Origin of the sequence: Shouchella phoenicis (assembly GCF_047238345.1) — a bacterium.
In the GTDB taxonomy this organism is placed as follows: domain Bacteria; phylum Bacillota; class Bacilli; order Bacillales; family Bacillaceae_D; genus Shouchella.
Window position 1 is genome coordinate 568,159 of the sequence record NZ_JBDFMQ010000001.1, and the last position, 20,051, is coordinate 588,209.

24 protein-coding genes and 1 CRISPR repeat array are annotated in these 20,051 nt (G+C 37.8%); of the genes, 16 read left to right on the plus strand and 8 right to left on the minus strand.

The window, feature by feature from the left end:
* Positions 1-230: 230 nt before the first annotated feature.
* Positions 231-791, plus strand: a complete 561-nt coding sequence (locus ABC361_RS03205) for a class I SAM-dependent methyltransferase (RefSeq protein ID WP_413072642.1) — start codon at positions 231-233, stop codon at positions 789-791.
* A 23-nt stretch (positions 792-814) separates the two neighbouring features.
* Here the strand turns inward: ABC361_RS03205 and ABC361_RS03210 are convergent, their stop codons facing one another.
* On the minus strand, positions 815-1,123 hold the full coding sequence (locus tag ABC361_RS03210; RefSeq protein ID WP_413072643.1) for a hypothetical protein: 309 nt from the start codon (positions 1,121-1,123) through the stop codon (positions 815-817).
* 196 nt (positions 1,124-1,319) lie between these two features.
* Between ABC361_RS03210 and ABC361_RS03215 the strand changes: the two genes are divergently transcribed.
* A complete protein-coding gene (locus ABC361_RS03215) occupies positions 1,320-1,913 on the plus strand; it encodes a GNAT family N-acetyltransferase (protein ID WP_413072644.1) in 594 nt (197 codons plus the stop codon).
* A 200-nt stretch (positions 1,914-2,113) separates the two neighbouring features.
* On the opposite strand, the gene ABC361_RS03220 is transcribed toward ABC361_RS03215, so the two are convergent.
* Together ABC361_RS03220 and ABC361_RS03225 are read right to left on the minus strand one after the other, a co-directional pair.
* Positions 2,114-3,073, minus strand: coding sequence for an arsenic resistance protein (locus ABC361_RS03220; RefSeq protein WP_413072645.1), 960 nt, complete (start codon positions 3,071-3,073; stop codon positions 2,114-2,116).
* A 22-nt stretch (positions 3,074-3,095) separates the two neighbouring features.
* Entirely contained in the window at positions 3,096-3,404 is a 309-nt protein-coding gene (locus ABC361_RS03225) for a hypothetical protein (protein ID WP_413072646.1), read from the minus strand.
* 202 nt (positions 3,405-3,606) lie between these two features.
* Between ABC361_RS03225 and ABC361_RS03230 the strand changes: the two genes are divergently transcribed.
* Positions 3,607-4,278, plus strand: a complete 672-nt coding sequence (locus tag ABC361_RS03230) for a transaldolase family protein (RefSeq protein WP_413072647.1) — start codon at positions 3,607-3,609, stop codon at positions 4,276-4,278.
* 56 nt (positions 4,279-4,334) lie between these two features.
* Here the strand turns inward: ABC361_RS03230 and ABC361_RS03235 are convergent, their stop codons facing one another.
* Positions 4,335-5,531 carry an ATP-grasp domain-containing protein gene (locus ABC361_RS03235; RefSeq protein ID WP_413072648.1) on the minus strand — a complete coding sequence of 399 codons (1,197 nt, stop codon included), beginning with the start codon at positions 5,529-5,531 and terminating at the stop codon, positions 4,335-4,337.
* A 427-nt stretch (positions 5,532-5,958) separates the two neighbouring features.
* Here ABC361_RS03235 and ABC361_RS03240 point away from each other — a divergent pair, with 427 nt between their 5' ends.
* From ABC361_RS03240 to ABC361_RS03290, 11 genes are all read left to right on the plus strand, one after another.
* Positions 5,959-6,978 (plus strand): putative nucleotide-diphospho-sugar transferase, encoded by a 1,020-nt coding sequence (locus ABC361_RS03240; protein WP_413072649.1) that lies wholly within the window; start codon positions 5,959-5,961, stop codon positions 6,976-6,978.
* Complete coding sequence (locus ABC361_RS03245) at positions 6,944-8,533, plus strand: GNAT family N-acetyltransferase (protein WP_099302640.1); 1,590 nt, start codon at positions 6,944-6,946, stop codon at positions 8,531-8,533. The genes ABC361_RS03240 and ABC361_RS03245 overlap by 35 nt, the downstream gene beginning before the upstream one ends.
* Positions 8,530-9,294 (plus strand): sugar phosphate nucleotidyltransferase, encoded by a 765-nt coding sequence (locus ABC361_RS03250; protein ID WP_099302639.1) that lies wholly within the window; start codon positions 8,530-8,532, stop codon positions 9,292-9,294. Before ABC361_RS03245 ends, ABC361_RS03250 begins: the two co-directional genes overlap by 4 nt.
* A gap of 25 nt (positions 9,295-9,319) precedes the next feature.
* On the plus strand, positions 9,320-10,339 hold the full coding sequence (locus ABC361_RS03255; RefSeq protein ID WP_099302637.1) for a hypothetical protein: 1,020 nt from the start codon (positions 9,320-9,322) through the stop codon (positions 10,337-10,339).
* Positions 10,332-11,417 carry a CDP-glucose 4,6-dehydratase gene (gene rfbG, locus ABC361_RS03260; protein WP_413072650.1) on the plus strand — a complete coding sequence of 362 codons (1,086 nt, stop codon included), beginning with the start codon at positions 10,332-10,334 and terminating at the stop codon, positions 11,415-11,417. Before ABC361_RS03255 ends, rfbG begins: the two co-directional genes overlap by 8 nt.
* Positions 11,418-11,771: 354 nt before the next feature.
* Entirely contained in the window at positions 11,772-13,043 is a 1,272-nt protein-coding gene (locus tag ABC361_RS03265) for a sensor histidine kinase (RefSeq protein WP_413072651.1), read from the plus strand.
* A gap of 11 nt (positions 13,044-13,054) precedes the next feature.
* Complete coding sequence (locus tag ABC361_RS03270) at positions 13,055-13,681, plus strand: accessory gene regulator ArgB-like protein (RefSeq protein ID WP_413072652.1); 627 nt, start codon at positions 13,055-13,057, stop codon at positions 13,679-13,681.
* Positions 13,678-13,800 (plus strand): AgrD family cyclic lactone autoinducer peptide, encoded by a 123-nt coding sequence (locus ABC361_RS03275; protein WP_099302632.1) that lies wholly within the window; start codon positions 13,678-13,680, stop codon positions 13,798-13,800. Before ABC361_RS03270 ends, ABC361_RS03275 begins: the two co-directional genes overlap by 4 nt.
* 2 nt (positions 13,801-13,802) lie before the next feature.
* Positions 13,803-14,531: a LytR/AlgR family response regulator transcription factor gene (locus tag ABC361_RS03280; RefSeq protein WP_413072653.1), complete on the plus strand. Its 729-nt coding sequence runs from the start codon at positions 13,803-13,805 to the stop codon at positions 14,529-14,531.
* A 57-nt stretch (positions 14,532-14,588) separates the two neighbouring features.
* Positions 14,589-14,891 carry a TIGR04104 family putative zinc finger protein gene (locus ABC361_RS03285; protein ID WP_413072654.1) on the plus strand — a complete coding sequence of 101 codons (303 nt, stop codon included), beginning with the start codon at positions 14,589-14,591 and terminating at the stop codon, positions 14,889-14,891.
* Positions 14,892-14,939: 48 nt separating this feature from the next.
* Positions 14,940-15,176: a DUF3977 family protein gene (locus tag ABC361_RS03290; protein WP_413072655.1), complete on the plus strand. Its 237-nt coding sequence runs from the start codon at positions 14,940-14,942 to the stop codon at positions 15,174-15,176.
* A gap of 41 nt (positions 15,177-15,217) precedes the next feature.
* Here the strand turns inward: ABC361_RS03290 and ABC361_RS03295 are convergent, their stop codons facing one another.
* Positions 15,218-15,343: a hypothetical protein gene (locus ABC361_RS03295; protein WP_413072656.1), complete on the minus strand. Its 126-nt coding sequence runs from the start codon at positions 15,341-15,343 to the stop codon at positions 15,218-15,220.
* Between the two features lie 2 nt (positions 15,344-15,345).
* Complete coding sequence (locus ABC361_RS03300; protein ID WP_413075708.1) at positions 15,346-16,380, minus strand: response regulator aspartate phosphatase; 1,035 nt, start codon at positions 16,378-16,380, stop codon at positions 15,346-15,348.
* A gap of 284 nt (positions 16,381-16,664) precedes the next feature.
* Here ABC361_RS03300 and ABC361_RS03305 point away from each other — a divergent pair, with 284 nt between their 5' ends.
* Both ABC361_RS03305 and ABC361_RS03310 read left to right on the plus strand, forming a co-directional pair.
* A complete protein-coding gene (locus ABC361_RS03305; protein WP_413072657.1) occupies positions 16,665-16,889 on the plus strand; it encodes a hypothetical protein in 225 nt (74 codons plus the stop codon).
* Between the two features lie 22 nt (positions 16,890-16,911).
* Positions 16,912-17,325 carry a cytidine deaminase gene (locus tag ABC361_RS03310; RefSeq protein ID WP_413072658.1) on the plus strand — a complete coding sequence of 138 codons (414 nt, stop codon included), beginning with the start codon at positions 16,912-16,914 and terminating at the stop codon, positions 17,323-17,325.
* Positions 17,326-17,370: 45 nt separating this feature from the next.
* On the opposite strand, the gene ABC361_RS03315 is transcribed toward ABC361_RS03310, so the two are convergent.
* Together ABC361_RS03315 and ABC361_RS03320 are read right to left on the minus strand one after the other, a co-directional pair.
* Positions 17,371-18,696 carry a CitMHS family transporter gene (locus ABC361_RS03315; RefSeq protein WP_413072659.1) on the minus strand — a complete coding sequence of 442 codons (1,326 nt, stop codon included), beginning with the start codon at positions 18,694-18,696 and terminating at the stop codon, positions 17,371-17,373.
* A gap of 173 nt (positions 18,697-18,869) precedes the next feature.
* Positions 18,870-19,289, minus strand: coding sequence for a hypothetical protein (locus tag ABC361_RS03320; RefSeq protein WP_413072660.1), 420 nt, complete (start codon positions 19,287-19,289; stop codon positions 18,870-18,872).
* Between the two features lie 306 nt (positions 19,290-19,595).
* Positions 19,596-19,959: a CRISPR direct-repeat array (repeat unit 32 nt; unit sequence ATCGCACTCTTTATGAGTGCGTGGATTGAAAT).
* Positions 19,960-20,051: the final 92 nt, after the last annotated feature.

Sequence of the window (20,051 nt, forward strand, 5' to 3'; positions counted from 1 at the left end):
GCTCTAGGTGTCTCGCGTTCGCTTCAACATGGACAAGAATCGCATCTACATATTTATGCATGATCGACATAGGCACGATGCTTCCTTTAAGTTAAACAAATATACTTAATTAAATAAACTTTACCATTATATTCTAACTATTTAAAGTTCATGCAAATCGATATACATAATTGATTATTTATATTATAGTTATTAAAGATTCTTTATGTCTTTAATTACGAGGTGAAAAAATGAACGATCGTCTTCAGCGCAAGATAAAAAATTTAGAAAGCATTCAGCGGTTTCCAGCTGAAGAGTTGTTTTCGTATTTTCCAATTAAGAAAGCAGATACGATTTTAGATTTAGGTGCAGGTACAGGGTATATTGCTCGTTGCATCGCAACGAAAGTAAAAAAAGTCTTTGCCTTTGATGCCGATCAAGACATTCTAGATTATTTACGTAAAATAAGTGATGAAAGTGAAATCGACAATATCGAAACCATTGTCGGAGATTTTAAAGAGATTCATTTGCCAGAAAATCAAATAGATACTGCGATTGCCTCCATCTCATTACATGAGGTGAAGCCTTTATCAACAGTATTAGATGAACTGAAGAGGGTGCTCAAGCAAGGGGGGCTTTTTGTCTGTGTGGAGATTGAAAAAACAGAACATGCATCAGGACCACGAGTGTCTTCAGTCGAAATGGAAACAGAAATGAGTAACGCTGGATTTACCATTGTAGAAAAAGCATTCCCAGCGACGAAGCTCGGAAATGAACCTCTTTATATCTTAGTAGGTAGAAAAAAAGAGTAGGGGGGGAGCCCTACTCTTATTTATTAAGCATTACTCGTTGCAATAAACGTATTCTCAAGTGCGCCTTGGCGAGCATCAACTGGGAACCCTTGGATTAATTCAAACAACTCGATAAAATTAATTTCATTAAAGTTCGGTATATAGGTGACGTTGATACCACCAAATTCTCCAACTAGGCCGCAGAAAACACGATAAATAGTACCGGGCACTACGTTTATTGTTAATTGTGGTGGTGGGTTGAAATTATTCGGACAATTGAATGTTACGACTTCTCCTTTATTTGTTAAAATTGTTACCGTTCCTACTCCTGGTACTGGAAGTGTAATTGCCATTTAATCTTCTCCTTGAACTTTTTTATTGCCAGCTGACAAGGTATACTACGTAAATCAGTTGATGATGAATAGACATTTATTCCAAATATTAGTAAAAAAGGCAATTGATCTAATTGGTTTGTCCACTTCATTGAGAAGGATAATTTCTTCCACATGAAGAAAATTGAATCTAAGTCAGTTTTTGAAGGAGTAAAAAATGAACATTCGTTTTTATGAAGAGAAAGATGAACGAGGCTGGCTTCGTTGCCGGCTCTTGTCTTTATTAGATACGGCTTATTTTGACCATGTGCTAAGAGAAAAAGAAATCTATGAGAATCCTTCTGTTGAACTTATTGCTGAGAAAGATGGACAGATTATTGGTTTGATCGACATTGAAATTGAACAGAAGGAAGGCACAGTGTGCACACAAGGGGCTGGGTGTGGAGGAATGATTTGGCATATGGCGGTTCACCCTGATTTCAGACGGCTGGGGGTAGGGAGAAGCTTGTTGGATGCAGCAGAGAAGTATTGTAGAGGTAGAGAGAATAAGGTAAGTTATTTAGAAGCTTGGACAAGAGATGACGATTGGGTAAACAAGTGGTATGCACGTACTGGGTTTACCAAAGTTGATTCATATATGCATGTTTTTCTTGAAGGAAGAGATGAGCTCTCAACAGTGTTTACAGGTGTTGAACCGGACTTTCAGCCGATACAAGGGTTTGCTCATTTTACAGGAGATCGAACGGACTCTCGCCTACAAGCATGTAAGCGTGTGCACGAGTGCATGTGTTATGTGAAAACGTTGCGTTAATAGACAAACAAAATCCCCTGCGCTTAAAGCGAGGGGATAGGAAGAACTAAGGGGGATTCTTCCTATTAATTAGTAAAAATATGTACCACCCATGAGGGCAGCAGTGACGATCATCTTACGCTTGTAAGTTTACTTGGAACAACTTGGTTCGTCAATATATACAGAAAGTTTCATATCTTTTAACATATTTTTTGCGACTTTTAGTGCCCGACTTTTGTTGGTTTCCTCTTTAATAATAAAAATGAGAGGAGCGCAAGGATTGGAAGTTCAACTAATGGTCCGATAATTAAAGCTAATGCGATGAGCGGCTGCTCAGGAAAGGCTGTTAAAATAATTGCCAACGCAATAGGTGAATTTCTAGCAATAATGGTCATGGTCAAACTTACTTTAGTTTCGTAGGAAAATTGAGCAAACCGAGAAAGCGATTGGCCTACAAAAAAGTTTATGGCGAAAAACAAAAGCAAAGGGATGAGCATGAGCCATAATACGTTAAGGTGATCCCCCAATAAAGAGCCTTGTGACGCAAATAGCGCAATAATTACGAGGCACAAGAATACCGGTTGCATAGAAGAAAAAAATGGAACGACTTTATGAGTTAAAAGCTGCGGATGCTTCTTTAAGCAAAAACGAGTCGCTGCTGCAAAAAGAAAAGGCAGTATAAGCACTCCGACAATGCTTTCAATAAGTATTACCACTTGAACGGAAGCTGTGGACCCAGAAAAAATTAATAGATAAACTGGTAAAAGACTAATTTGCAGAATAAGGTTAATTGGCAAGATAGATGTTGATAGGAGAAGGTTTCCTTTGGCGATAGAAGTAAAAATTAAATACCAATCTGTACAAGGTGTAACGAGTAACAGGATAAAGCCAAGCCAAATAGCTGGGTGATCAGCTAAAAAAAGTGCACCTAGTCCCCATGCAAGGAGGGGCGTCCAAATAAAATTAATGACAACGGATGTAATGAAAAACGTTTTATGTTGATAGGCTTGCGTTAATCCCTTAAATGGTATGGCTAAAAAAATCCCATAAAGCATAAGAAATAAAAACGGAAAAATGGTGAATTCCGTATAATCACCAACACGCGGAAGTTGTCCGAGTAGTAAGCCTATTCCTACTGCTATGAGGATAAGTAAAGGTTGAATTTTGTCGTAAAGATTCATTCAAAGATCTCCTTGCATTCATTCAATCTTGTTCGGTTTGCTTCCATTTATAGTAGTTAAAAAAGGTGCTCCCGAAGAGAAGTAATCCGGCGCCGACGCAAACAAGGAAATAAGTGAGGAATGACCAGTTTGTTTGTAAAAAAGTGAAGACGAGGATAACAATGTAAAGTGGAAGCGTAAACGTCAGATCACGAAAAAAACGTCTTCGATAGGACAAGTGATAGTAGTTTATTATAAATCCTTTGTCGGCTTTGTCTTTGTTTTTGTAATAAATATACGAAATCATACTAGTAGAAAGTCCGATAACGAGTAAAAACAAAAAAGTTAACATATATGCTCCCCCTCTCACCAACATTCGTCTAAGTATATCACGATCTTCAGCCATTGATTAAAAGGCTATAACAATATGTCTCCCCTAAAAGTCTACTAGCTTGCCCTCATAAGAAACAATCATTCCCTTACTCTACCTTAGATCAATTATCACAGACTTATCTAGTAAACTAGCATGTATCTTAAAAAATAGGAGTGAAGATATGTTTCTAGATACAGCAAATCACGAAGAAATTGAAGCCGCGTTAGCACTTGGACTTTTTGAGGGTGTTACCACGAATCCAACTATTTTATTAAAAGAACATCGGAATCGCTTCGATATGATAACATCAGCTTCTCAGATAGGAATTCCATTCTTGTTTGTACAAGTGGTAGGCGATCGTATGGAAGAAATGTGGGAAGACTATCTATTGCTACTAGAGCAAACGGATCAATCCCACAGCACCTCTTTTGGGGTGAAAGTTCCACTTAATGATGAAGGCATTCGCTTTATCCACCGTGTAAAACAATCTGATCCAGATTTCCCTGTATTAGGAACAGCTGTGTATACAGCGGAGCAAGCTATAATTGGTTCGCTGGCGGGGTGTAACTATTTATCACCTTATGTGAATCGAATGGCATCTAATAGCTTAAATCCTTACGTAGAAATTAAACGAATGCGTCAGTTTATCGACAATCAAGGGCTGGACGTACAGATTTTAGCCGCAAGTTTTCATGAGAGTCAAGAAGTTGTGCAAGCACTGGAAGCAGGCGCTCATTCAGTAACAATCTCTTATCAAATTTATCAAGAGTTGATTAACAATAAGTTAGCAAACATGGATATTAAGACCTTCAATGAACACGCTCAGCGATTGCCTAACGAAGAGCATGTATAAGAAAAAGAGCGCTCTTCCCTTATGGGGGAGCGCTTCATCTATGTTGTGTAAATTGATTACATTGTTTGCAAACTACTGAAATACTGTTTAAAGGCGTGTTCATTTTTGCTTGTACACATCACATGCCCAGCTCGATCATTATTAGTCGGCGTTTCATTTAGATTCTCTTGTGGTTCGTACTGTTCGAAATCAAGGAGCGTAATGGATGCCTCGAGCGCGCTTGATGTTTCAATACTTTCGATTCCGTTAAACAAATGGGTTTGCGGATAAAAGAAATAAATCATTGATGTTGCTTTTGCCTTTGTCACAAGTGGATGTTCTACAGTTCGCTGTGTGATAGAAGCAATCCATAGTTTGTAAAGGTTAACCCCATATGAATGATAAACAAGGTCTGGAATTTGATCTCCCCCTGCTCGAAACGCGGTCTCGACAATAAACGGTTCGCCATTACCATCAACAATGATTTCGGTATGAGAAATGCCGTTCTTTAATCCAATTCGTTTCAATGCTCTTTCAACGAAACGAATGATGGTTATTGTTTGCTCTCGATCCATCACACTTGGTGAAACGTGAGCAACTTCCGCAAATGAGCCTTGTCCCAGTTTGTATTTATCCGTAATAGAAGCAAACACAAATGTTCCATTCGACATCACGCTTTCCACACTGTATTCGGGACCCTCGACAAATTTTTCTATAATACAGTCTTGATCAAGGTTATGATCCATTAAGTAGTCAAACGCTTTTTCTAAATCCTCGTTTCCATTGCAGCGAAATACACCAACACTGCCACTCAAAGTTCTTGGTTTAATCATAATTGGATAGCCATGTTTCGTTGCAAACTCATATGCATCAGAACGCTGTTCAACAGCTGTAAAAGAAACTGTGCGAATCTGTTTCTCTTGTAGCGCTTTACGAAACGCATACTTGTCTCGACTTAAACGTGCAATGGAGGGAGGAAGACCGCCTAACAAGAAATGCTGGTTGATTTGTGCAGCTAGGGTGACGGAATATTCAGCTAGTGGTAAAACCGCCATGATAGGATCTTGCTCATGGATTTTCTCAAGCTGATCTAATACAGAGTCTTCAAGCACCTCATTCTTTGGATTAGCAAAAATATGATAGTCCACGAGTGCATTATAAGGAGCGCGCCCATGATCGAGTAACGTCATGCTATAACCAGAATGAATCATTGTCTTAAACAAAAACCCTTTTGTATGATGAGTGCCTGTCCCTACTAATACGATGTTGCCCATAAGTCTCATCTCTCCTATTCGACAGTTTTTGAGAACAATTTTAACGAAAAAAATCCCGAAGTAGAGGATAGCTGCGGATGAGGGCAGGAACGATGCATCAAAGGACAAATTTGATGTAATAACGATTATCTATATAAATTCTAGAGCTCTGAATAGTGTAATTGCATGTATATTTTATAATGATCAACTTTCAAGCCTTATTGTAAAAGAAGAATCTGTATGAATGGTCAAGCGAGTTTTCTTTACGTACTTTGATTCACAAAGAGTCGTTGAGATTCGGTAAGAACATACACATAATGATAGGATTCATTTACCTGCGACAAAAATCAATAGTATGTACCTGAAAATCGATTAAATAACCCTTTCAAGCGAGTTCGTCCATTTTAACCATGTGTTAAGCTAGACTGTTTTCTAAGGAGGCGATTAGATGAGCCAAATGTTCTGTACGATATGCTCAAAAGTTACAGTTTACCAAGTCGTAACATTGCATCGATCATTGCAAAAGCAAAATCATACTTATCAATTAACAATTTTGTGTGCTGATGTTGAGTCGTATCAATTATTAACTGAGTGGAAAGGTGAAAATGTATGCGTATTATCAACGTACTCAATTCAATCGTATTTGCCTTATCAAGATGATCGCCCACTACATGAGTTTTGTTGGATGTTAAAACCAATCGTAATGTCCTATGTTCTTACGGAGCTTAAAATAGAAAGTGTCGTCTTCGTTGATGCAGATATGTATGTATGTCAGCCAGTTGAGTATTTATTTAAAAATCATCCGAATGCAAACGTTTTGCTGACGCCTGAGAATAAATATTTTCCTAATGTCCGTGAAGAATTTCTCAATGAAATTACAGCAATCACTGGAAAGTATAATTCAGGTTTTGTGTTCATGAGAAATTCAGAAGAAACTCTCAATTGTCTTAAATGGTGGGTGGATCGTTGTAAAGAAAGTACAACGGTTTCTAAAGAAGTATTGGAAGTTTTTGCGGATCAGAAATATGTTGAACAGTTTCAAAATCATTTTTTGGGAATTGAAGATGTTAATCATCCTGGTGTGAATACTGGACCATGGAATGTGTTGAAGTATAAATTCACTAAAGGTAACGAAGGGTGGAAGATTGGTAATAAACCACTTTATTGCTACCATTTTGTTGGGTTTAAGATCCATTCAGTTGACGACATTAAGTTATTCAATGACTATGATTTTTTGAAACAAGTATATGGTACCCATGATTTTTTGAAATTAAATCAGACGCTTGCTCCATTGTATGAGGAGTATGTGAGTGAAGTGAAAGCGTCGATAGCGGAAGTACAAGCTGTGAACAATGAGTTTATTGGTAAATACGCCTTAACTAAGCCAGAATATGACAAGCTATGGCGAGAGGAATCGAGTTTGGAGGGGGACAATGAATTATCTGTTCAAAGTAGCAAATACCAATGAAGAATTTGAGCAAATTCATCGGCTTAATCATGAAATATTCGTAGAAGAATTACAGCAGCATCAACTTAAAAGTAATAGAAATAATAAACGTATTGACAAATTTCATGACGAGAACACCTACTATATTGCCATTTATGATAACAGAATTGTTGGCATGGTGTGCTTACGTGATCAACGTCCGTTTTCGCTTGAGGATCGCATTAATATAGATATTCACTCTCCTTACTCTTTTGATCGCCCATGTGAACTCCGACTTTTAGCTGTTAAAAAGGAGCATCGTAATGGAAAGGTGTTTCGTGGTCTGTGGACACTCTTAATGAGGGGATTTGAAAAGGGCCGTTATGATGTTGCATTTAGTTCTGGTGTCGTCCAAAATTTGGGACTTTACGAAAAAATTGGGTTTGAACGTTTCTCTGAGCCTGTTCAAAGTGGGAAAACAGATCTGCAACCAATTGTTGCGTGTAGGGAGAATTTTTTGAGATTTAAAGGGAATGTTGAGCCATTGGTGGATAAACAAGTCAATTTTTTACCAGGTCCTGTTCCGCTTACGAATCGACATAAAACTTTTCTACAAGGCGACATTTACTCGCATCGGAGTGACTTATTCATTGAGACACATTTTTTTTGTCAGCAAGCTTTAAGAGAGCTGACAAATTCAGCGCATGTAGAAATTTTAACTGGTACAGGGACACTAGCAAACGAGGCAATCGGTTATGAATTAAAGAAAATAGGCAGTAAGGGGCTTATTTTAGTAAATGGAGAATTTGGAAGACGTCTTGTTCAAATTGCTACACGGTTAGCGCTAGATTTTTCAATACTTGAATTGAAAGATGGTTTCTCCTTTACTGGAGAGACGTTATCGTTTGTACGAGAAGAAGACATTGATTGGATTTGGGCCGTTCATCATGAGACATCAACTGGAATTATAACTGATCTAGACTTACTAAAATCATTTTCACTGAAAATAGGTGCAAAACTTTGTTTAGACTGTGTAAGTTCAATCGGTTTAGTTCCGCTTAATTTTCAAGATATATACTTAGCATCAGGTGTCAGCGGAAAAGCCCTTGGTGGTTTGACTGGACTGTCCTTTGTTTTTTATCGTCAGCCAATTCAGGAACATCCTACAGTTAAGCCTCCCTTTTATCTTGACTTGTACCAGTATGAAAAACGGGTAGGCGTTCCATTTTCAAGTTCATCTATGTTGTATGATTCATTAAAATTTGTTTTGTCCATATCTGCTGAAAAAAGAGAAGGGCGAATTCTAGAAAACTATATTGTCTTGAGAGATGCGGCGTGGAAAGCTAATCTGAAAATCATTTCTCAGGAAGAGGGTGGCGTATTAACCATTGAATTAGATGAGGATTTAAATTCTAAGGTTATTGGTAGTGAAATGGTTGAGGCAGGTTTTAACGTTCATTACGTACAAGAGTATTTAGCAAGAAATCGATGGATTCAAATTGCCCCTTTCGGTCACTATGAAGTGGGAGATCTAAAGAAAGTTATTTGCTATCTCGCATTGCTTATTCGCTATAAAAAACAGGAGGTGTTGACATGAAAGTATTACTTTTATGTGGAGGAAAAGGAACGAGGATGGGGGCTATAACAGAAGAGATTCCTAAACCACTTATACCAATTGAAAATGAGCCTATGGTATCCCATATTATGAGAATTTATCAGCGATTTGGCTACAATGATTTTGTACTATTACTTGGCCATAAAGGCGAAAAAATTAAAGAATATTTTATGAACTATAATTGGAGGCATTCAAGCTTTCAACTTAATATGAAAGAGGATGATGTTTACTTACTTGATGAAAAAGAGGATTGGAACATGACCTTTTTAGATACAGGAAGTGACAATATGACGGGGAGTCGTGTGAAGCAAGCGCAATCGCTGGTAGGTAATGAACGTTTTATGCTCACTTACGGGGACGGGCTCTCTGATATTAATCTAGAGGAAGCCCTTGCTTTTCATGAAAACCAAGGAACGATTGCAACCGTCACAGGTGTAACAAAAAGAAGTCAGTTTGGGGTGCTTCAAACGGATCAAGACAATCTTGTTACCTCATTTACAGAAAAAGAAGTATCGAACGAATTGATAAGCGGCGGATTTTTTATTTTCGAACCAGAAATATTTGACTATATGACAGACAATCCAAATCTGGTGTTAGAAGAAGATGTTCTCCCTCAACTTGCACAAAAAGGAGAGCTCTCTGTTTACCGACACCATGGCTTTTGGAAAGCGGCTGACACAAAGAAAGATATTCAAGAGCTAGAGAAAATGTTTAAGCAAAATCATGATGTGAATGTAGTTTAAAAAAAGGTGATGAGGAGGATTACAAATGAATAATCTTTTTTGCACAATTATTTCAAAAACGCGTGTTTATCAATTCCTATCTTTATATAAGTCAATTCGATCAAATCATCCTCAAGCAACACTTTTCGTGTTGTGTATTGGACAAACAACCTACCCTTTGCTACAAGAAGTTCTTAAGAATGACAAGCAGGTGGTACTTCATAAAGAAGAAGAAATTGAAGTGGCACATGTGAAGGCTATAAAAGATACCCGGCCTTTTTTTGAATATTGTTGGACGTTAAAGTCGATATATGTTTATCAGGTCTTACAATGGAACCCAAGTGCCGACTTTGTCAGCCTTTGTGATTCGGATTTATATTTTTATGGAAATATAACTGAAGTTCTTTCAAAAGAACAACCGTTTGATGTACTGCTTACACCAGAAACAAGACATCCGGCATTTTTCTCGAAAGATGAGATCATTGAACTAGAAAAAACAGCAGGGACATATAATACAGGTTTTGTTGTCTTTAAGAACTCTGACGAAGGAAATAAAGTAGCAAATTGGTGGATGAACCAATGCATTAAAACTGTGAGTGTCTCCTTTAAAGATGGTGTGTTTGCGGATCAGAAATATGCTGACTCAATGAGTAATGTTTCCAATGGTGTAAAAGAAATCACGCAACATGGTGTAAATGTAGGGCCATGGAATGCTTATACGTATGATTTTGTAGTTGATAATAATAGGGTGAATATTCATTTCAATGAAAAAGTGGAAGAGTTAATTCTATATCATTTTCATGGGTTTCGAATGTTGGATGATAACCGCTATCGAACCTCATACTTAGAAGAAGATCTGTTAGGATATTTGCCTTCTGTTAAACCGCTTTATGAGAGTTATGTAGCATCAATAAAAGGAAGTTTGAAACAAATTCAAACAGTTGAACCAGGTTATGATGTTAACCAAAAAGATGGTGAAACAAATACAGATTTTGGGGACGAGTTACACAAATACGATTCGTTTAAATCTGATTTATCTACATCGGGGGGAGCAAAAAATGGATAAATCGTTCTGGCAGGGAAAACGAGTGTTAATAACCGGTCATACAGGCTTTAAAGGTCGCTGGCTATGTGCGTGGTTAGGACGATTAGGTGCTCATGTTTATGGATTAAGTGAAGCAAGTGGGGATCGAATGTTTGAACAGCAGCTTGAACAATCGTTTGGAATTCGGCAATTTATGACGGATATTCTTAATCCTGTTCAAGTTGAAGAAGTTGTAGACGAGGTCCAGCCTGAGATCATTTTTCATATGGCTGCGCAGCCAATTGTGAGTGAAGCGTATATCAAAGCTAGAGCAACAATTGAATTAAATATAATGGGAACGGTTAATCTGTTAGAAGCAGTGCGAAAGCAGAAAAAGAGCAATGTGCTAGCCATCATTAATGTGACTACTGATAAAGTTTATGAAAATAAGGAATGGGTTTGGGGGTATCGAGAAGGGGATGAACTTGGGGGCTCTGAGCCTTATTCGACAAGCAAAGCGTGCTCTGAACTTATTACATCAATGTATGGTCAAGCATTTTTTCATATTAAATCAGGACGCCCTATTCCTATCGCAACGGCCAGAATTGGCAATGTCATTGGTGGAACCGACTGGTCCAAAGACCGTCTTTTACCTGATTGTATACGTGCTATACAAGAGGGAAACTCTTTGAAAGTGAGAAGTCGGTATGCGACAAGACCTTGGCAACATGCGCTAGAACCGTTAAGTGGGTACTTGCTCCTGGCACAGAAGTTAGTAGAAAAAGGACAGTCGTTTTCAGGTCCTTGGAACTTTGCAGTACCTGAGGAAAAATCAGTTGACTATGTTGTTGACGTAATTCAACGGGAATATCCTAATCGTTTAAACGTTGAATACGGTCAAGGAACATTTCATGAAGCGAATAATCTTAAAATTGATAGCTCTAAAGCAAGGCTTACATTAGGATGGGAACCTCGCTGGAATGTTGAGACCGCAATAAAGAAAACAGTATCGTTCTATTTACAGGATAATGGAGCGAATCGATTAGATTTAATGGAAGAACAAATTATGGAATACGAGCAGACTAGGGAGAGCTCAGAACCATTTCAAAAGATTAAGTAATGGGAGTCTTCATGAATGAATTCATTCATGAAGATTTTTATATTATAAGAAAAAACGGCTATGTTTTTACCTATTTTCCCAACTTTTGTTATTTTTGTAGGGTGACTTATTTTGCTTATGTAGCAATGTTTTATCATGTTAATTTGTAGTTTGAAAATAATTATCCTTATAAAAACGGCTACATGTGCTCTTATTTAAATACATTAGGCAACTAATAAGCATATGTTTAAGAGGGAAACTTAGCGGAATAACAGGGAATTTTCCCAACGCATAACAAGGGTAAAATAAAAGGGAAATGAGATTTATTTGCATAATGTTTATAGGATTCCAGTAATGTAAAGAGGAGTAACGCAAATGCCTCATTTCACCACGTTTATTTTAACCATTGTTGAGACATGGTTCATTATGTTGATTGCACTACAGTTTATTCGATTAAAAGTTCAGAGGAATGAACGCATCTTTTTCATCATATCGTGTTCATTTTTAGCTGCGACGACGTTTATTTTACACGAAACTGATTTACACGCGATTCGCTTAGTTGTATTTGCTTTTTTGTTAACGTGGACGATTGCGATTAAAAAAATGATTCCCATGTATTACGCATTAGTCGGAGTACTCTTTTCAATTATTCTTGTGCTGTTTCTTGAAATGGTTATTTTTTCTATTCTTCCGGTTGATCAAGGAGACTTTTACAAAGCAGGGTTAGTAAGAAACTTGGCAATAACGGCAAACATATTGTTAATGGCTGCTCTATTAATTATTTTTAGAAAAAAACAACTGTACTTTATTGATATTTTCTCATTTTCAAATGTTTTTAACGGTACTAAAAAACCAATCGCAACAATATCGAGTGTATTGAGTCTGTCTTTTTTATGTGCGATTTTCTTGTTTCTTCAAATTGGAAGCTACCAAGTAAATACATGGTACATTACGTTTATCTTATTTTGCTTTTTTGTATTCTTATTTAAGTACTCCATCAATAAGCAAATAAAGGATATGGAGAGGGAAATGCAGCGCACACACGAGGAACATTTGAAAATTAATATCATGAATGAACGGAAAATCCGTCATGATTTTATTTTTCATTTAAATACAATATACGCAATGGCTGATCTCGGTCAGACAAAAAAATTAAAGGAGTATGTCGAAGAGTTAAGCTCAGAAGTGCGACTCGTCTATCGGAGTTTGCCATTAGAAGAAGTATCTTTATCAAATTTAATCATCAATTTTGAGCAAATGATGAATCACGATGCCATTCAACTGCAAATCAAAATTGACGACACGCTCAAAGGCATGCCGCTCAAACCACATGAAATTACAAGTGTCTTTGCGAATTTATTAACAAATGCATATGAACATGTAAAAAGCCACCCTCATGTAAAACAAGAAGTAGAATTGCGCGTGTATGCATACGATTTTTCCTATCGAATCGAAGTTACAAATGAAGTAGCCGAACTAAAAGTCATTGCCTATTTAGAAGAACCTTATCATCAAGATGCTTCAAAAGAAAGAGGATATGGATTATTGAATGTCTTGCAAACCATTCACTCGTATAACGGGCAAGTCTTTCCTGAACTGAATGCAGACAATCAATTAACAATTGTTCTGATTATTCCTCGGAGGTGAACAAGATCGGAATGAATGTATTCTCTCCCCGTGATGTTAGCGTGTCTCTAGCGGCGTTAATCGCTGAACGTATTCCGGAGTATGCGCCTAAACAAGATGAAATACGTTATGGGTTAGAATGGACACTCGCAGTTATGTTTCAGATATCAGTGATTGTTCTTTTTTCACTCATTGTTAACCTGTTTATTGAAACAATGATCTGTCTTTTTGTTGGTATTTTTCTACGTGCTATTGGTGGAGGCGCACACTTCGCAAGTTACATGAAATGTGCGATCTATAGTATTGGTGTGATCGTACTGATTGTGTTAGCTCCTGTTTATTGGGTGACAATTAGTGAGCCAATTTTAATGGTTATAGCCTTGTTTTCCTTACTCGCATACGCTGTCTATGCGCCCGTCCTCCATAAAACAAAACATTTGTTTACAGATAAAAAGAAACGTTTGTTTAAATGGATGACTGTTGGATTTATTCTCGTGCTAATGGTTGTTACGTTTGTATTGGAGCTTTCTTCCCCAACGATTACGACAATTATTTGGTTATCAGTCTTTCTTCAAGCGGTATCACTCACCAAGCCTTTTCACTATTTCATTGCTTGGGTTGATGATAAAACAACAATAAGAAGGAGTGGAGCAGTATGACGAATTTTATATTAAAAATGGTAGCGGTATTTGGTTTAGCGAGTTCTAAGGGGACGTTAGCTTCTGTTTATTTCTCTCATGAGCCGGAATTACCAGAGTCCTTAAAAGCAAAGGAGTAATTATGAAACTTGCCAAGCCGTTAAACATAATTGTAGTAGACGATGATCCCACGATGTTGCAATGGTATGAAGCTTTCTTCAACGATTCTAAACACCATTTAGTTGAATCGTTGGTTAACGGCCACGAGTTGTTTGATATTTTAAATGAGAACTGCGTTGATGCAGTTCTCTTAGATATTGAATTAGAAGAGACAACTGGTCTAAAGCTTGCAAGAAGCTTAGCGATCTATCAGATTGAAATTGTTTTCGTAACCGCTCACAACAAATATGCGATTGATGGATATGAACATTATCCATTTGATTTTTTACTAAAGCCGATTGATAAAGTAAGGCTAGCGCAGACATTGGACAAGCTTGCTCATAAAAAGGGGACGGAAGGCTCAACACAAAAAATTGGATTCAAAGTGAAAGAAGGACTCCATTTCGTTGAAGTGAATGATATTTTATTTATTGAAAAATACAATCGGAAGTTATTGATACACTTAGAAAAAAAAGATTCGATTCAGATTACTGAAAGCTTAAATAATATCGAGATGAAGCTAGAGAAATACGACTTTTACCGCATTCACAAATCGTATTTAATCCCATTAGCACGTGTTGAATCGCTTTCAAAAGATGATTTCATGAATTCCTTTAATCTTGTTTTACGGGGTACGGATACCACGTTGCAAGTCAGCAAACATAAAATAAATGAACTAAAAGGAAAATTTATGAAGTCGTTTGACATATAAGTGTGAATTGTGAACTTTATGTCAATTTGCTACAATAGACAGGAAGGGGGCAACGAATTGAATTTACCAAGATGTTGGTCGTGTAACCATTCATTTTCGTACAAAGAAGCGTATGCTTGCTCGTTCGGTCGTTCAAAATGCCCAGCATGTAAAGAAAAGCAATACCAATCGAAAAATAGTTTTAGTACAATGGGAATACCCATTGTACTGATCTTGTTGATTCCGCAGTTTGTCATTCAAGTGTTTACCTCATTATCATTTACGGCTCATGTTGGTGCTGTTTTCATCCTGTTCATTCCACTTACATTGGTGCTGCCGTTTTTTTATCAATTTACAAATGAAGACAGGAGATTTGATTAAGACCGCTATGACATAGACGGTCGTCTTTTTTTGGGGAGGGTGATTGTCTTGAAATACATTGAATGTGGGGTTGGGAATCGCTGGTTGTTGCGGACTGAAGTTGAGCGTCTAGATGGAACGGAAATTGAGTACCGTGGGTGTCGGGGACCAATTGTTTTTCAGTCCATATATATTAGACTCTGGTTTGGACGATCCGTTTACATTCTAGATCTTAGAGAAGGGTTTAAGAAGCAGTCGAAGAATCAGCCAAGATTCAAGTGTGTTGTAGGGATCGTGAGTCAGTGAGGGGAAGCGAATGAAAAAGAACCCTTGATGGGTTCAAAAGCTTAGTGTCCAGTATCGGGTTTTGTGTATGTATTAACATTATGATCGCTAGAATAATGATCATAATTCGTTGGTGTAATTGAGACGAGGAAAACAGTAAGTAAGATGAGAGAAAGCCATTTTTTCATAATTAATCAACTCCTAATTTAAGAAGATTTTTCTTCGATGAATACGCTTCACGTAAATATTTTATGGATAGATCTAATCGATTTTGTTCTTCAAAGTAAACTGCCAATTCATCCGCTATTTCTTCTGCTTCAAAATAAAGATTATGCTTTTTTAGTGTCTGAAGAGATTGATCAATAAGATCAATGTCATTGTCTACATATAACCCTTTTAGTATGTAGCAATTCGAAATAAATTCAACTAGGTCTAAATGTTTTGCTTCTGTTAAGCCCTCTTCTAAGAGAGTGGTGGCGTCTGTCGTTTCACTCAATTTAAATAACGTTTGTGCTAAATTATACTTTGTTTTAGTGGCAAGCGGATGTGAATCTGACCCCACTTTTTCTAAAACTTCCTTATAATATTGTTTAGCGGCTGTATAATTTTTATAGCGGTATTCATTAATGCCGAGCATCCGAAGAACAATAATTTCAGCAAGAGGATAGTTCTGTGCTTGAATGAGGTTTTCCTGTAGAATCTCATTCGCTTTTGCGTAATTTTCCGTTTCGGAGAATAAACCTGCCATAATGTTATAGCAAAAAATTACTTTCTCGGTGTATTGGAGACGTTTGTACGTAACAATTGCATCTTCTAAGTATGAACTGGCAAAAACATATTGATTTATACGTTGGAGCGCAGATCCCATATAGTAATGGAACTCTGCTTCTTCTGCGTCGTCGTTTACATATTCTAGTAACCGTTCTGCTTTACGAAACAGTTTAATCGCACTACGATAATGATCTTGCATGAACTCATGTTGTCCGCTAATGAAATAATAAAAATAGTGTAGGAGATTGTCCATCGAACTTCTTACGACAGGATCAACATTTTTAAGCATTTTGTCGCCTGCTTCTTTATCGGTTGTTTGGTTCATCATCATGTCAAAGCGATATTCGACGAGGGCATAATAAGCAAGAATTTGATCACTTTGTTCCATTTTCTTAAGCATGTCTTTAATTTCAACTTGTAGAAGAATGGATTGATCAATGGAACGAGCGATGATACAGCTATACTACTCTACAATTTTCGCGCCCACAACTTCTGAACGGATAGAATTCGACATTTATGAACCTCCTTTCCTCATTTATAGTCTAATCTTACTAGAAAATGCAAATAATTGTAAGAACAATTAAACATTTCCCAATATACATTCTGTTAAAATTAGCTGGTCCACAAGCGTGTAGCCAATTCTTTCATTTTTTTTTGTGTGCAAATCATTTAATAGGCGAGGAACGTTATCCTTTGTTTTAATTTAGTAAGTGGGAAGAAGGATAATTTGAAGGAGTGTTGAAAAATGAATATACAACCGTTGACTGTAATAAATCGAAACCGAACCAATCTATAGAAGTGGCCTTTCGAACATGTAGGGATGACGCGTCCGGTTTATTTTTGTTTAAAGCAAGGGTTCTGCAAGCGGAAGTCTTTGCATCGTTAAACCAAGAACTAGAACGGGTCGAGGATGTAGAAGTGAAAGAGAGGTTGCAAGACATTGAAGCGCAACTGCGAGGATAAGCAATTTATTGGAGGAAAAGGGATGAAGGTAAAGCTTATAACAAAAGAGGATATAAAATTAATTGAAGCAGCTGAACAAGTGATCGAGCGAAATTATCGTTACGGCAAGCATCACATTGGTGCGGCGGTTCGTACAACGTCTGGTACGATCTATTCGGCTGTTCATTTGGAAGCCAATGTTGGCAGAATTGCTGTATGTGGAGAGGCAATGGCTTTAGGAAAAGCAATCTCTGAAGGGGATCATTCTTTTTCTACGATTGTTGCGGTCGCACACCCGCATCCACATGAAGAGATGGAACAATGCTGGGTGGTGGCTCCTTGTGGGATGTGTCGGGAATTAATTAGCGATTACGGAAAAGATGTGGACGTCATCTTGCCCTATAAAGGGGAAACCGTCAAAGTGAATGTGCTCGAGTTACTACCAGAGAAATATTGAAATGAAAAAGATCCTTGGCACACAGCCAAGGATCTTTTTTAAAATCTAGACAACGCCGATCAAAACGGCAGTAAGGACCATAACAATACTGAAACCCCAGAACCAGAAGAAAGAATAGCGAATGTATTTCCCCATATCGATTCCAGCAAGGCCAACTGCTAACCAAACAGCAGGTGCTAGAGGACTGACGAACGTACCGACCACATTCCCGATCATCATGGCGTAAGCAGTGGAAGCACTTGCTACACCAACTTCAGATGTAATACTTTCCACAATCGGCATGAGAGCGAAGTAATAGGCATCGGTACTTGTAATAATGTCGAACGGAACACCGAACATACCAACGATAATATGTAAAACCGGTAACACAGCTGCTGGTAAGATCGCAATACTATCAACGGCAATGGATTCTAACATTCCAGAGCCATCTAATACCCCAAGGAAGGTTCCTGCTGATAAAATAACCGCAGCCATAAGCAAGGCACTTGGTGAGTGTGCTTTAATTAGATCCATCTGCGTTTGTACGTTCGGATAGTTGATCATAAGTGCTAATACAAGACCAATCATAAATATATAAGCAGATGGAAGCGGGTTCCAAATCAAGACGATGAGCAATAAGATGAACAGAATCGCATTTGCCCAGATAAGATGGTAACGCTTTAATTTCGGGTCTCCTGAATTACTAATGGATTGTAATGCTTCATTTAAATCAGCATCGGTCATCGATGTAGCAGCAGCTTCAGAATGAGCCGTTTTTTGAATACGCTTCTTCTCTCTTATTCCAAGAATAAAGCCTAACGCTAAAACAAGAACGATCCCAATTAACTGCATTGGAATGAGCGGAATCCAAATATCTACTGGGTCGCCACCAATGACACTAGCGACTCGACCAGTTGGACCTGCCCAAGGAACCATATTCATAATGCCAGCACTAATCCCAACAAGCATGACAAGTAAGTAAGGACTCATGCCAAGACGCTTGTACAAAGGAAGAAGAGCAGGAATCGTTAACAGAAACGTTGTCGCGCCAGCGCCGTCTAAATGAGCAATTGTTCCAATCGCAGCTGTACCAACTGCCACGGTTACAACATTCCCTTTTGTGAGACGAACCATTCCGCGAATAATCGGTTCAAAAAAGCCCGTGTCTTGCAACACGCCAAAAAATAGTATCGCAAAGATAAACATAATCGCGACATCTAATACACGATCAATCCCAATTTCAAAGAAACTCGTAATATCACTTGGACCAAAACCAGCAACGAAGGCCCCGACTAATGGAACAATAATCATTGCAACGATAGGACTTGCTTTTCCCCATATAAGCAAAGCAACAGTAATAAGTATAATGGAAATTCCAATAATGCTTAACAAGCTAAAACCCTCCTGATGTAAAACGAAAATGTTTGCGCTTACATATCTTTATATTTTGATAAGATTAGCACATTCCCATTTAAATCGGATGTTCTGGAGATAAAGAAAATATCGTTCATTTTGTTCATAGATTGCCCCGTCGCTAAAAAGCCTTACCACATCAACGATAAGGCTTAAATCTGTTCTTTTAAGTCTTTCATAATTTGACTGAGCGGGTGGATGACGACCCCTTTTGCAGTAAGTCGATCTAGTTCATCTTGATGTACGCCGTTCCCATAAATTAAATGATACTCCCACTCAGCATTCGGGACTCGTTTTTCACGTGAAGCTCGTCTTTTAAAAGAAGTGAATGTGTCTTGTAACCAGCGCTCTGTTTTGAAGGAAGGAGTAGATGAATGCCCTTTTTCTTGTGGTTGTTCTTTTAAAAATAGCCCATCAGACTGAACACGTAACTCGCAATGAATATAACGCCAAGTGTTGTCTCCTTGGTTCTGAACAGCTAAAAGATCGAACTCATCCTTCTCACCTTTCATGGTAAAGAAGCCTTGCTGGTTGTACCAGTATTCGACTAATTTACTAGTTGGTAGTGTCATAGTCTTCCTCCTAAATCCTTATATTCCTTTTATTATAGCAGGCGTATGTCGAATAAACGATTAATAAGGGAGGGGAATAGAGAAAAAAAGCGAATGAAAGAAGAGGAAGAACGTTTTAGGCAATCTAACTGATTCTGGTGTGGACACTAAGCGAACATAAAATTATTAAAGAATCAACACCAATAAATTGGTTGAATGTGTATAAATATGTAAGGGGAGAAGTGATACGTAAGAACGTTTGTTTTGTTTTAGTCTATTTAAGAATTTTTTATGCGGAAATCAAGGTTATTGCAGCTGATTTTCGCTATCGCACTCTTTGTGAGTGCGTGGATTGAAATACTTTTACCTTGTCTCCTGAGAAAGACCCGGCGATCGCACTCTTTATGAGTGCGTGGATTGAAATACAGCAGACGTTATTGATGAAAATGACAATGACGCATCGCACTCTTTATGAGTGCGTGGATTGAAATGTGATGTATTTAGTACGTATGTTCGATTTTTGAAATCGCACTCTTTATGAGTGCGTGGATTGAAATACCTAGTCTGTTACAAATGTCGTTGTAAGATTGCATCGCACTCTTTATGAGTGCGTGGATTGAAATGCTTCGTTGCCAAGCAAGAAAGTCTTTGCTGGCTCAATTGCACTCCTTGTGAGTGCGTGGATTGAAATAAGTATTGAAAAGGGCAATAACTCACCAAGTTTAGAATCGCGCTCCTTGTAACTGCATTGATTGAAATCTCATACCAATTTTTAGGGATTTA